Here is a 13,271-nt window from a genome sequence, read left to right as displayed (position 1 = left end):
TTTTAAGCGTTATTGTATTGGGTCTATGTTAGTAGTTCTAGAGAAGCTCTCTGTATATCTCGCCCCTTGCCAAGAGAATAATCTGACTGCGAGATATCGCAAATGTCCTGGCTATTTTTGTTTTCGATATCCCCTCACTTAAAAGATAGCGAATCTCCCGCACTTGTTCGGGTTGGAGTTGGCGGTTAGGGCATATCTAGCCGGGAACGCAAGGAAAGCGGTTTTTTTCGCTCGGCATCGCGGGAGTTATCGGCGGGGGTTCCTTTCCACAAATGGTCGGGATTGATACAATCGCGATCGTAGCAATTGTGACCCGCAAAATAACCGGGTTTGACAGGCATTCCCAGTTTGTGTTCCCGTACAAGTCTGTGAGCGTAGAAACTTTTTGTTTTGCCCTTAATTTTAGTACCTTTAATGGCGTAACCATCACTTCTTTTAGCCCAGGTACAAATCATGCAGCCGTTCGGCTGTATTTGGACTCGAATAGCGGGAATTATTTCTTGGCCTCGCAGTTGTTTTTGACGTTTCCACGCAGATGTACTTCGGGCCTCTTTAATACGTTCTTTTTTCCACCGATATTGAGAATTTTTCCGCCGATAAACTTCCCACAAATGGTTAGGATTAATGTACGTGCGAACCTCGCAAGTATGGCAAGCAAAGTATTCTGGTCTGAGCGGCAGCTCTAATGAATGTTCTAATAGTAAACGATGGACAGTAAACGTTTTCCCTTCACCGTTAATGCGAAGTCTTTTATTGGCATAGCCCCTGCTATTTTTTGCGAGGCTAGAGATAATACAGCTACTCGGCTGAATCTCGCCAAATATGCCGTAAATTACCTCTGCTATGTTATCCTCCATCTGTGCAACTCCTACTTTATTTAGGTGTTGAATTAGCACCCTCGCAGCGGTTTCAAGACTGCGAGGTTGCTTTTTGTCTGCCATCCTTGCCCGCTCAACGTGCTTGTAAACCCGCCCGGAAAACAAGCATTAGACACTTAGTTATTGTCTTTCTGCTGTTTCTACTCGGAATCGTTCCACCGATGTCAAAAGGTCACGAGCAACGCCTACCAAGTTTTGCAAAGCACCGGAAACTCGCTGCGCTTCTTGTGACGTTTCCTGAGCTGTCAACTCGACAGCCTGCATGACAGAAGCTACCGCGCGAGCTGTTTCGTTTTGCTCTACAGTGTCGGCAGTAATCGATCGCACTAGCACGTCAATTCGGTTAGTGACTTGAATGATATCTTCAAGCGATCTCTTCGCCTGTTCTGCCAATCTTGTCCCCTCAATAACCTGCTGCGTCCCTTCTTCCATCGCCGTCATTACCGCGCCGGTTTCGCTTTGAATTTGCATCACGATCTGTTCGATTTCTTTCAAAGACTTAGCCGATCGGTCTGCCAATTGTCGCACCTCGTCTGCCACGATCGCGAAACCCCTGCCCGCTTCCCCAGCTCTCGCCGCCTCAATACTGGCGTTGAGGGCCAACAAATTCGTCCGGGAGGCGATCGTCGCAATTAAAGCCACAATCTTAGAAATTTCTTGAGAAGCTTCCGCCAAACGCTTGACTTTTCTCGTGGTTTCTGCTACTGTTTCTCGAATTTCTAAAATCCCGGCCACCGTCCGCTCCACAGCCTCGCCCCCTTTCAGAGCCGTTGCCGCCGCGCCCCGTGCCACTTCTTCCGCCTCTCTAGCGCTCTCTGCGACCCGCTGAATCGCGTCGGTGAGGACTTGCACGGAATTCAGCGTTGCTGCCAGTTCCTCAGCTTGCCGCAGCGCGTCGGAAGACAAATCGCCCGCAAACTTAGCACTATCCGTAGCGCCTTTGCTGACCTCCCGAGCCGCCTGCTTCACCTGATGGACAATTTCGCGCAGATTTTGAATTGTCAAGTTAAACGAGTCAGCAACAGCACCCAAAACGTCTGCGGTCACTTCCGCAGTCACCGTCAAGTCACCCCGGGCCGCTCCTTCCACGTCGTCTAGCAAGCGAATCACTTGGCGCTGCAAGTCTTCTTTTGCCTGTTCCTGCTCGTCAGACTTGCGCCTGGTATCGCTAATCGTCGTTTGGATGACCTTCGCCATGTGGTTGAATTTAGCAGCCATTTTGCCAAATTCATCTTCCGAGTAAACCGTAGCTCGAGCATCCAAAGTTCCTTGAGATACGGCATCGAACTGAGCTTGCAAATTATCCGACGACTTGCGTACCTGCTTGGCGATCAACTGGCCGATGCCCCAAGAAGTTAAAAAGCTCGTAAAGCCGGCGGCTGCGGTCATTACCCAGCCTGTTTGGCGCAAGTAAACGATCGCCTCGGGTTTGTCTTGCCGCAGAGCTTGATAGGAGGCAATGTTGGTGACGAAAGCCACAGCTACCAGAGAAACCAGTCCCGCCCCAATTGCCGTGTACAACTGTTTTGTAAACAAAGGGGCATTTTCCAAGAAAGCCAGTCCCCCCTGTTCTACCGTAACCGAAGTATCGACCGCTTCTGTTTCTGTGGAAGCAAAACTCGGCACAGACGCATCAGCCGGGCCGTTTATGCTAAATATCTCGTCATCCCGAATTGCTGAGCCATCGCTGTTGTCAAAGTCCAGGCTGCTGCCAGTCGTTCCCATCATGCCGCTGGTCGAGTTGCCGAAATTGGTGTTACCTCTAGTCAAGATCGAACTGCTGGCATCTTCTGAGATATCAAAGTCCGGCAAATTGCCCAAATCGTCAAATTCGTCAAATTCGTCTAAAAAGTCGCTGTGTTCTTGAACGTTCCCAGCTTTTGACGACCAGCCGCTGTTGTTCTTGTCGGACGCTCCAAAAGCTGTCGCTTGTTCGTTTTCGTCGAAAGAGAAAGAATCGCTAAAAGCATCATCATCAAAAGCATCTAACTCGAAGTTGTCTCTAGAGCCAAATGCCGGGGGCTCCGAGTCGCTGTAACCGTTGCTGTTGGCGGAAGATCGATCGACTGAATTAAATTGTCCCCGGCTCGACCTTTGACTTTGAGAGTTAGGGACAGCACCTCCCATCAACAGCGTTTCGTCTTCCGCCAGCGAATAGTTTGATGAGTAGTCCGACCCGTTATTCGGCTGCTTGTTTTGAGGTCGAGAAGACCCGAAACCCGACGAGGGCATCGCCTCGGCAAAGGGGTCTTCCTCTTCGGCCAGAGGTGCGTTATGACCGTAATTTTGGCCGCTCTGGGGCGGGGATTGGTAGTCGTAGTCGGAGTTATCGTCGAATTCGTCTGGCAAATCGAGCCCAGCAAAAGGTTCGCCAAAATTGTCCGAGGGCCCGATGGGGGAGTCTACTTGGTTTGAGTCGAAGGAATTCCCGGTTTCTGAAGAGGCAAAACTTTGACCGTTGAGCATCTGAGTCGGAGCTTCTGAAAACGAATCTCCTGAGTAAGGTGCGCTTTTCCCAGACACTTTGCTGCTAGACACGTCAGCAGCATCAAACCCTCCATCATCTAAGGCAAAAGGGTCTCCAAAGTCCGAGTCGGCAAACTCGTCTATGTCTAGCGAGTCGGAGGTCTCAGCATAAGCTGCCATTCCGCCGCTGTCGCCAGCAAACGGGTTAGAATGTGAGGTTAAATCTGAGACAGGGCCGGCGCGATCGTCGTCTTCTGCTTCCCACCCCAAGCCACTCATGCCCAAGTCGGCCAAGTCCTCGTTTTCCATGTCGTCTGAGGATTGACTTCTATAGGAAAGGGATGGGGAATTTCCTTGGAAAAGTCCTAAATCCGGGTCTTCTAACCCTTCATCAAGAGATAAGTCTGGGTAGAATTCTAATTCAGTTTCAGCAGACAAAGCCTCGAAATTTTCCGTTTGCAGCTCTCCAGATAAAAATTGGTCTGTGTAGGTAATTCCGTTGTGAGCGTGTTCCACCAAACTCGGGTCGTCACTCAGGCCTAGCACAACCGTGTACTGTTCCCGCGCCACCTCATACTGTTGCAGCCCGTAGCAGTAAATGTGTCCGCACAGCAGGCGAGCGCTGGGGTCTTCGGGAAAATCTTCTACTAATTGATAAACTAGGGCTGCGGCTTCTGAATAATTGCCATCCATGTAGGCCGCTTCTGCCCGTTGGTAGTCCTGCTGAAAGTTGGTACTTGTTGCCATTTGCCGCCCTCTTTGGATTTTAGATTTTAGATTTGAGATTTTTGATTTTTATTATCTTGAATTGAATGTTTAGATGCGCGCCTCAAGTCGTGTGACTGTTGATGGTTAGACCCCAATCGAAAATCGCAAATCGCAAATCTAAAATCGATTTCACGCTGCCCACCGCGCCGAGCGCAGAATTTTCACTTGATCTAGCAGTCGGAGCACTTTCTGAGCTTGTGCACCTAACATCCATTCTCCCCTCAGAAATGGAATCATGCCGTCTGGTGCATTGTTCTGAGAGTGCAGTTGCTCTACGTCGAGCCAGTCCATCCCCACAATTCGATCGACTGCCAGCCCCAAAATCGTGTCTTGGTCTTCCACAGCCACGATCGGGATTTCGGGTCTATCTGTATTCAGAGGTGTTTGGTCTCCCAGAAATTGGCCGAGGTCTGCCACCCAAATCACTCGTCCTCTCATATTTAGCGTACCTAAAAGCAAAGAGGAAACGTTGGGGATCGGTGTCATGCGGTCTGGGGACGGGGAGAGTACCTCTCTAATCCCTGTCGCTGGCAGTGCGAACTCGTTCCCCGAAGGAACGTAGAACCGCAGGTGCAGCTCACCTTCGGGAGTTTCTAGTTCTTGGAATTCCGGAGCCGGATCTACCCCTAGTCCTGGTAATATAAAGTCTGGGCTACCGCTAATCATAATTCTGACACCTGCATTTCTAGCAAATTGTTGAGGTTTCCGGCCAAGAAGAACCCGATCGAAACTTCGATGGTCAAAACTTGACACAGCCAAGCTTGACACAGCCAAGGGGTGAATCGCGCGACTGCCGGAGGTGCTTGGCAATAAATTTGCTCCGTCCATAATTGACTGCAATCAATAATTCGCGCGACCTTTGCTTACAAATTAGCTCACATCGACTACGAACAATTAATTGGGAACCCCTAAAACTTCACTTTGTACTCCCACCGCCGTCTCAAGTGGTAAAACTCTGGGTAATTTTTGCGATACAATGCTAAACCGATACTCGGATTAGCGAGGAGTTGTTGACATGGCTAGTGTCGCGACAATCCTGAACGGAGTCACTTAAGACTGAGAATGCACTCTCTGACTTTGTACAGAAATACCTAGCAATGAGTAGCTCTGTGCATCAGTTTTTCGGAGCGGCTGCAAGTGGAGAACAAGTATATTATATTTGCACTTTGAGCGTGTTAGACCCACTTGGGTCGAGAAATTGAACAGAGTTTTACCGACGCCCTCATGCCAGCGCCCGGATTTATACATTCTAGTTTATGGTGCGATCGCCAATCCTGTCCCCAAGCTTTCTCCTTGTGGTGGCCAAGACTCGATCTAACTGCAGGTACAAGAAAGCTCCAATAATGCCATCGGTGCGAAATTTATTTTTCTTCTAATTGGTCTTCTAGAGAGCGGTCTAATAATCTTTCCGAGAGATTCACCCGAGGGTAGCCCGGGCCCACATATTTTTCTACCAGCATCAATAACTCGCTTTCACCAAAAGGTTTGGTGTAAAAGTCTGTAGCTCCTGCCATGCGGGCTTTAACGCGGTCGATAAATCCGTCGATGCCCGTCAGCATAACGATCGGCGTCTGCCGGAAAGCGCTAGAACTACGCAGCATAGCGCAAATTTCGTAGCCGTCGAGTTCCGGCATGGCGATGTCACACAGAATTAAATCGGGTTTGAGTGGAAACACCAAACTCAATGCTTGGAGGGGATTGCCGATCGTAGTAGCTTCGTAACCGTGTTCATTTAAAATTGACTCAACTGTTTTGCGAATAGTATTGTCGTCGTCAATACAGACAACTCTGGGAGCCTTGGTTTCTGGGGACGACCATTCTTTTTTGTTGTTGGTGGGGGCAACAGAGGGTTCGTAAAATACTTGCACCAATCCCTGCTGCACAAAGGGGTAAATCGCCTTAGCAACAGTGAGCACGTCTCGGTTGAGGTAGCGCGCCATTTGGCGGATCGAAGTGTGCCCGTCGGCCCAGCGTCTGAGAGTATTAAAGGTATTGACAGGCAGCGCGACTCGCAGCTCGGAGGGGTCTGAAATCACCGGGCATTGGTTGGGCGACTGAATGTGAGGGTGAAACTGCTTCCACTGCTGCACCTGTTTGACAATCTTGGCCAGCAGCGAACTAATTTCTAAGCTGGTCAGTTGAGGAGCCAAAGCTGGGCCCATTTCAAAAGTGAAGGAACCCTGGTGGAGACTCAGCAAGTCAAATAGGGTTTCGTGGATCATGCTCTGGATGATGTTGCGCCCTTGAGCTGGGGTGAGGATGTGGTTTTCTAGCAGGGCCCATAGGTAGCCGTATTCTGGGGCATTGGTAGATGCCATATAGGGAACTTGGATTTTGTCGAGGGCGGTATCTGCTTTGTAGCGGCGCAGGTAGTCGCGCAACCGAAACAAACTGCCCGCACTCTGGGTAGCGTAAATAATCTGACCGTTGAAGCAGAAGACATACCAGGATTGTCCTGCAAGGGAGCGCTGGGTAGGTTGAGTACCCGTGCTGCTGCCGGTGGAGGTGTAGGCCTCTACGAACAGTTCTCCGGTTCGCTGACCTAACTCAATCAATTGCAGGATGCTGCGGATGTCTATTTCACTCAAATTTCCCTGCATGCAGCTAAAGTGTCCTCCTTAAAACCGTTGGCGTCTGAGCTCGGAAAGACTGTGTGCGGGCGAAAAGATTGACTTTAGTTTCCGTCAATAATTTACGCGCTGATGCCGATCTCACAATTGGGAATTGACGAAAGGGCGATACTTGCTGCTGCTCCTCGGCCGCGCTACCAGTCCACAAGCTGAAACCGCGAAACTCGCGGCATTCTCTAAGTGTAGAGTTTCACCTTGTATTCCCACTGTTGCCTAAACTCGTAGAATCCACGCCGCACGATTGCACGGGTTCTTCGAGTGTGCAACGCGGGCATTCCCGACTGGTTCAAGTCTTCGATGGCTAAAGTTTTGAAGTTTTTGGCTGAGTATGCCGTCAGTTTATCCAACACCTCTTGGCGTAGGTCAACTTCAAAATACCGAGGATTCTCTGGTTTTACCGCTGCTACCAGCAGCAAGTGCCGATCGATGCCCGATGGGAACTTGAGGCTAGTCTGTTGGGTTGGATGAGTTGCGATCGAGGTTTTTTTTGGGTTTGCCACAGCCCTAAAATCAGGTGCAGTCAAAATGAACCTTTGTTGGCAATTGTCAGGAAAACCCTCAGTGCCGATCGACCTTTTTGCTCGCCCGCGGCGAGCGTCATAGGCTCGCGTCATTACCTTATTCTAAGGCAGCGCGGTTCAAATCCCTAGTCCGCCGGAGCAGGGCGCAGGCTTGGGGGCTGCAACGGCTTTTCTCACGATCGACCCATAACTAAAGCGTTGTAAAATCAATAGAAAGTTTTTGATAGAAACCCCAGAGGCAAGCCCTGGGCTAACGACATGGGGATTTAGACCTGGGGATCAGTCGCTAGGGACTTTTAAGTCTCGTGAAACGATTGTGTTGCTAAAACCAGAGTGGTATAATTGGCCCAGAGCGATTCGCCAGAGTAAGAATAACTTTCAACCCATTGAAATATCCTAGACGGCGAGCAACCCCGGCAACGCACTAATCTGATTAATTCGGAATAGTTAAAGGGCAAATAATTGCAGCATAGGTCACGTTCAACCTTAAAAATATGAAGAACTCAGCAAGTCTGCGCTTTGGGAGAAGTAAAGTTCTTTGAGTGAATAGAGGGATATTTGAATGTCCCGTTGTCGCCTTGAAGGTGGGCAAGAATCCCCCGGCTTTAGACGTGGGGAGGTTCAAGGACTGACCTTTTTCAGGTTTGGGCTATGGCAGTCTCCGCAGTGAGAGCTAGTCTTTAATCAAGCGGCATTGGTACTGCTCTCTCATTCCTCCAGACAACTGGCGACGGCCGTACTTTCTGGAAGTTCTCCCGTGAGGCTCTGCTATGCCTGAGTGCTGCTAAAGTTAGAAAAAAATGCTATCCCCCGATTGGGCAAACGATACCAAAAAGTAAGACTTAAGTGGCAAAAAGTTATGCTTACTTGCCTATACTTGTTTACTTTAGGTAAGTTGACTAAAGATCGCACGCAGTGTTATGTTTAGTCAAGAACCTTTGGCTTAAGGGGGATAGCCTACTTATGTTGGGATTAGCCGTCTACCCAACAGCGTAGGAAGTAAACACCACTTATCTTTTAGGCCTTTAAGTAACTTAAAGTAAGTTGGGATAGGTTTTACGAAGCAGAGGACTATTAGTGTGCTGTATCTAGCGGAAGTACAAAAACAGAGAAGCGGCTTTGGTCTCGGTGGCGGTAAGGCTGAGCTGAAACTGCTAGCTTGTCAGCGGGGCGAACATAACTGGAGCGCCGTACCAGGCGATGACGCGATCCCAGTTGAGGAAGCTAATAAGTTTAACGACGGCACGCTGGTGCTGGTTGAGTTGAGCGCTAGCAAGCAAGTGCAGCGAATTCAGGAGGCGGCCCGCCAGTTGGTGAGCATTCTGCAAAATTTCTCGCGATTGCAGGACAAGTTTAAGGATAAGGAAGAGGAAATTGAACAGTGGAAGGCTTCTCTGACGTTTTCGAGTCAGGAACTCAATCGCCGGGAAATGGAAATGCAAGCCCGCGAAGAGCAGTTGGCTCAAATGGAAGAGGAGTTGGAGCGGCTGGAGGCTCAGCGCTCGGAAATTGAAAATACTCGAGATGAAGCTAACCGACTGCGAGAAGAAGCCGAGCGCAGTCGCGTGGAAATTGAGACGGCTTGGGAACAGTTGCGGGGCGAGCAGCAACGGGTGGCCCAGCAGCAGTCTGAGGTTCCCCAGGGGGCAGTAGTTGATGAGCAGCAGACCCAGAGGATTCAGGAGTTGATGCAGAAGCTGGGAGGGGCAATTGCTTCGGCCCAAGGGGTGCGGGAACAACTGAATCAGTCTTTTGGTGCCGTGGGTGCTCAGCAGGCAATTCTGGATCAGCACTGGCAGCAGTTGGAGCAGAAACAAAGCATAGCTCAACAGCAACAAGAAGAGGTCGATCGACAAAATCAGACCCTCCAAAACCGCTGGCAAGAGTGGTACCAATCTCAAGAAGCTTTGGCGCAAGCTCGGGCGGAGCTTAAAGGCCAGCAAAGTACCCTCAGCGCTAAGCAGAACCAGGCTCAGTCCGTGTCTTTGCAGGTGCGGGCTGTTGAGGAGCTTTACCAGCAAGTTTCCAGGCTCGCATCTGCTTCGGGTGCTGCGGGTACGCAGCAAAAAGTAGATGTGTCAGCTTTGGAGAAGATGCCTGTTGATGAGTTACAGGGGCTGGTGCAACACCTGCAAGAGGATTTGGAAAAGGTGTTCCGGTTTGTTAACGATCAAGAGGAGGAGTTGACTCTGCAGCGGGAGACAATCGAGGAGCTGCAAGGGAAAATTCAAGCTGCTAGCGAGTACGATCGCATGGCTTTGGAAAATGAAATGGCAGATGAACTCGAAAGTTATCAGATGTTAAACGAAACTCTGGTAGGACAGCGCCTCCGGTTGCAGGAACGGGAAGATGTTTTAAAGCAGCATCAGGCGGTTCTGTGGCGGCGACTGGGTACTGCTAATGCTCCAAAACAAGAGCGAGGAGATATTGATTTGGGGCCGATTGTCGCACAGCTAAATACTCAGCGGCAGCAGCAAAGCCAAGAATTGCAAAGACTGGAAAACGAAATTCAGCAGGTGCGGGAAGCCGTATCCCAAATTGAGGCAAATGTCAACCGCCAAAATGGGGAAAGTGAGGCGAAACGCTACGAACTCAAGCAGTTAGAGCAGAATTTGTTCAACCAGAAAGGTGCAGTGGCGCAACTCTGGGGCAGAGTGAATGTTTATCAAGAAATGTTGCAGCCGGTGCAGGACAATTTGACTGGGCTACGCCAAAAGCTCGAAGCGGTGGCGGGGGAACTCGATCGGGTGCAGCAGACTGGAGAGGAGCAAGATCGGGTAGTTTCCGATTTGCGGCAAGTCCTTTCCGGTTTGATAACAGGTTAAAATTTAAGATCTAAAATTATCGAAGGGTGTTCGACTCGACAGATCGCTCCTCCAGGAAATGGATCGGTTTGCGATCGGTTGGGCGCTACGATTAAGCTGGTTAGTTTTTCTACGCTTTCAAAACTCGGCGCCGAGGGCAATATTTGTTGCAGTAGTTGCCGCATTGCCCGTCGCTGCAAGGCCAGGGGTGCTTCCCGCAAAATCGGGCGATTTAACTTAACGGGAAGTTGAAAATTCACCTGCGGGCTGTCTGCAATTGGAGACATTGCTCGCTGTAGCAAGTCGCTGGCTGCAAGTTCGAGATATTCTACGTCGGCGCGGAGGAGTTCGGCTGTTTGAGCTAGCGCTTGTTGGGCTTTTGGGTTGAAATGAGTTTCCAAATAAGGCAATAATTCCGCTCGAATCCGGTTGCGACTATATTGCAAGTCTTGATTTGTGGAATCTTCCCAAATTGGTAGTTTTTGCTCCTGACAAAATTGACCTGTTTGCAATCGAGTTATTTCGAGCAAGGGACGAACTAAATAGATTTTAGATTTTAGATTGTGGATTTTCGATTGGGAATTTTCCTGCTGATTTTCCAATCCAAAATCGGCAGATGTTTGGGAGTTGGGATTTTCGCCGGCATTCCCCAATCTAAAATCTAAAATCGGCAATTGAAAATCGAGCAGGGGCCGCCTCCAGGTGAGGGCAGAAAGTCCGTCGGCGCCGCTGCCGCGAATCAGGTTGTAGAGAAGTGTTTCGGCGCGATCGCTGGCTGTGTGGCCTGTAACAATGTAGGGGTAGTTTTGGGCGATCGCAATTTCGGTTAAAGCTTGATATCGCCACTTTCTGGCGGCAGCTTCTGTTTTGGGGATGTCGGAGGCTGTTTCCAAATAGTAGGATATTCCCCAGTTTTTAGCTAATTGTTCTACATGATTGGCCGACGCTTGCGAGTCAGAACGCCAACGATGATCGCAGTGAACAATCGCTAGGTTCCACCCCCATTTTTGCTGCAAATCTAGCAGTAATTTAATTAAACACAGAGAATCTTGTCCGCCGGATACTGCTACTAGCAAGCGCTGATTTGATGGCAATATTTGTCTGTACAGCAGCGTCCTGTGAACTTGAGCGTGCAGGTGCGTCCAATTGGAAGATTCAGCCATGAGAGCAGTTTTTCATTAAGCAAAAATAAGGAAGTCAGACAACGAGCAGTGTACGGGATTTAACCGATGGATTTTGAGCAAAGAAGGGGAAGCATCCCCCTCTCCCCATCTCTCAGTCTTTGCCTTCCTAGCTCCACATTCCTATACTTTGGGGGTCGCGATCTGGATACCTAGAAATAGGAAAGTGATTACTTATTTCTGTTGAGTCACATTGATTTAATGACTCATCTATATCGGTTTGAGGTGAGCTATCTACGGCGTAGTTTTGCACGGTGTCCGATCTTTCGGCAGCGGCAGGAAGGGCTTTTTGTTCTTTGATTTCAGGTTCGAGCGGAATGAACTCCAGACGCATTCTAAGTTTTCCTTTAGTCCAGTCTTTACCAGCACTTAATAGCTCGCAATCGAGACCGTCTGAAAATAATTTTTCGTCTACCAATTTTGACTGCATAATGGCCATAAATTCGCTGACTTTGAATGTACATTGATACATCAAAGCGCTGGTAGGGGCAGACACAACATCGTCGTCTTGGGGAAATATTTTCGATTCGTCCATATTAATTGTCCTTATTTTAATGAATGAAGGAAGAAGGAAGAAGGAAGAAGGAAGAAGGAAGAGGGAAGAGGGAAGAAGGCCCTTCGAGTTCGCGATCGGGTAAAAAAAGGGAAGAGGGAACAGGGAAGAAGGAAGAAGGAAGAAGGAAGAGGGAAGAATGCCTTTCGACTTCGCGATCGGGTAAAAAAAGGGAAGAAGGAAGAGGGAGTTAATTATTAGAATCTCGCTGGTTGAGTAAGGTGGGAATTGCCCACCCTACAACCGGAGATGATATTAATCCCGATTCTTTGACTTATCCTGTTCTTCTGTGGCTGATTGGTGGATCAGGAATTAGAAAAACCAACCGTAGGAATGTAAACCTTTGCCTAACAGATTAACGCCTAGATAGCAAATCCAAACTACCACAAAACCTGTGGCTGCTAAAATTGCTGGGCGTCTTCCCTGCCAGCCACGAGTAATGCGGGCGTGCAAGTAGGCAGCAAATACCAACCAAGTAATTAGCGCCCAAGTTTCTTTCGGGTCCCAACTCCAGTAAGATCCCCAAGCTTCGTTAGCCCAAACCGCACCGGCAATAATGCCAACTGTCAGTAAGGGGAATCCTAAACCGATGATGCGATAGCTAATGTTATCAAGAGTTTCTGCTAGATTCAATCGCTGGGGCGAGAGAAGTTCTGCGGTTTGAGTTGGGGCGGTTGATGGGGTTTGAACCGTTGCTAATTCGAGCACTGCGGTGGTGCCCAAACCGTTATTGTTGGAGTTGAAAGACGGTTCGCTGAAAACTAATGCGCTGTCGGCGCTGGTTTCTGCAATTTGGGGTTCGGAGTTTTGAGGGCGTTGGAGGCGGTAGTTGCTGTTGCGGTTGCTGTTGGTGCCGAAGGAACTACCGGTGAGTTCGATTTTTTGGCCGCGGGTGACGATTAAAAAGGCGATCGCCAGTAGCGCTCCTACCATTAAAGTTGAGTAACTGAGCATCATGACGCTAACGTGCATCATCAGCCAGTTTGATTTGAGGGCGGGTACTAGGGGCTCTGCAGATTGCATGGTTGCGGGCAGAGTCAGGGCTGCAAAGGCGGATATTGCCATTGCTACGGGGGATGTGGCTACTCCTACTAAGCGGGAACGGCTCATGTTTTCCGCGACTAAGTGGATGGCGGTGATTCCCCACACGAGGAAAAATAGGGATTCGTAGAGATTGCTTAAGGGGAAGTAGCCGGCTTCTATCCATCGAGAACCTAGTAAAGCGGCGATGGATAGGTTGGCGACGGCCATTCCTGCGGTGCCTAGGGCCCCCAGGTAGGGAATGCCGGGGAATGCTGCGCCAACCCAGTAAATGAGCATTGTGGAGAACAAAACGGCGAAGGAGATGTTGTCCAGCCAGTTCTGGAGTACGACCAGATCCATAAAAATTACTCCGGTAGTGTTTTTACTTATTTTTGCTAACTAGATCGATCGTACTGGGGTTGGGCAGTTTTGGGTTTGGGATTTTGA

General features: G+C 49.4%; 11 protein-coding genes. 2 read left to right on the top strand and 9 right to left on the bottom strand.

The annotated features are described in order from the left end of the window. Positions 1–37: 37 nt before the first annotated feature. The 6 genes from QUA71_RS29310 to QUA71_RS18945 form a co-directional block, all read right to left on the bottom strand. The gene (locus QUA71_RS29310) at positions 38–163 is read right to left on the bottom strand and encodes a helix-turn-helix domain-containing protein (protein ID WP_190661818.1); all 126 of its coding nucleotides are present in this window, start codon (positions 161–163) and stop codon (positions 38–40) included. A 22-nt stretch (positions 164–185) separates the two neighbouring features. Next, positions 186–941: an HNH endonuclease gene (locus QUA71_RS18965; RefSeq protein WP_333287304.1), complete on the bottom strand. Its 756-nt coding sequence runs from the start codon at positions 939–941 to the stop codon at positions 186–188. A 57-nt stretch (positions 942–998) separates the two neighbouring features. Then, positions 999–4,091: a methyl-accepting chemotaxis protein gene (locus tag QUA71_RS18960; protein ID WP_333287302.1), complete on the bottom strand. Its 3,093-nt coding sequence runs from the start codon at positions 4,089–4,091 to the stop codon at positions 999–1,001. Positions 4,092–4,241: 150 nt separating this feature from the next. Further along, a complete protein-coding gene (locus tag QUA71_RS18955; RefSeq protein WP_190661936.1) occupies positions 4,242–4,775 on the bottom strand; it encodes a chemotaxis protein CheW in 534 nt (177 codons plus the stop codon). 698 nt (positions 4,776–5,473) lie between these two features. Beyond that, positions 5,474–6,712: a response regulator gene (locus tag QUA71_RS18950; RefSeq protein WP_190661814.1), complete on the bottom strand. Its 1,239-nt coding sequence runs from the start codon at positions 6,710–6,712 to the stop codon at positions 5,474–5,476. 206 nt (positions 6,713–6,918) lie between these two features. Then, positions 6,919–7,356, bottom strand: coding sequence for a hypothetical protein (locus QUA71_RS18945; protein ID WP_333287300.1), 438 nt, complete (start codon positions 7,354–7,356; stop codon positions 6,919–6,921). Positions 7,357–8,342: 986 nt separating this feature from the next. Between QUA71_RS18945 and hmpF the strand changes: the two genes are divergently transcribed. Beyond that, positions 8,343–10,088 (top strand): pilus motility taxis protein HmpF, encoded by a 1,746-nt coding sequence (gene hmpF, locus QUA71_RS18940; RefSeq protein WP_333287298.1) that lies wholly within the window; start codon positions 8,343–8,345, stop codon positions 10,086–10,088. Here hmpF and tilS read toward each other — a convergent pair. Both tilS and QUA71_RS18930 read right to left on the bottom strand, forming a co-directional pair. Beyond that, entirely contained in the window at positions 10,085–11,230 is a 1,146-nt protein-coding gene (gene tilS / locus QUA71_RS18935; RefSeq protein ID WP_333287296.1) for a tRNA lysidine(34) synthetase TilS, read from the bottom strand. The genes hmpF and tilS overlap by 4 nt on opposite strands. A 127-nt stretch (positions 11,231–11,357) precedes the next feature. Continuing rightward, positions 11,358–11,783, bottom strand: a complete 426-nt coding sequence (locus QUA71_RS18930; protein ID WP_190661800.1) for a KGK domain-containing protein — start codon at positions 11,781–11,783, stop codon at positions 11,358–11,360. A gap of 23 nt (positions 11,784–11,806) precedes the next feature. Between QUA71_RS18930 and QUA71_RS18925 the strand changes: the two genes are divergently transcribed. Then, on the top strand, positions 11,807–11,995 hold the full coding sequence (locus tag QUA71_RS18925; protein WP_333287292.1) for a hypothetical protein: 189 nt from the start codon (positions 11,807–11,809) through the stop codon (positions 11,993–11,995). Positions 11,996–12,113: 118 nt separating this feature from the next. Here the strand turns inward: QUA71_RS18925 and ccsB are convergent, their stop codons facing one another. Continuing rightward, positions 12,114–13,184: a c-type cytochrome biogenesis protein CcsB gene (gene ccsB / locus QUA71_RS18920; RefSeq protein ID WP_333287291.1), complete on the bottom strand. Its 1,071-nt coding sequence runs from the start codon at positions 13,182–13,184 to the stop codon at positions 12,114–12,116. Positions 13,185–13,271 lie beyond the last annotated feature (87 nt).

Origin of the sequence: Microcoleus sp. MON1_C5, assembly GCF_036701875.1 — a bacterium.
In the GTDB taxonomy this organism is placed as follows: Bacteria; Cyanobacteriota; Cyanobacteriia; order Cyanobacteriales; family Microcoleaceae; genus Microcoleus.
The sequence above is the reverse complement of the archived record's forward strand: the minus strand, read 5'-3'. Positions and strand labels throughout refer to the sequence as shown.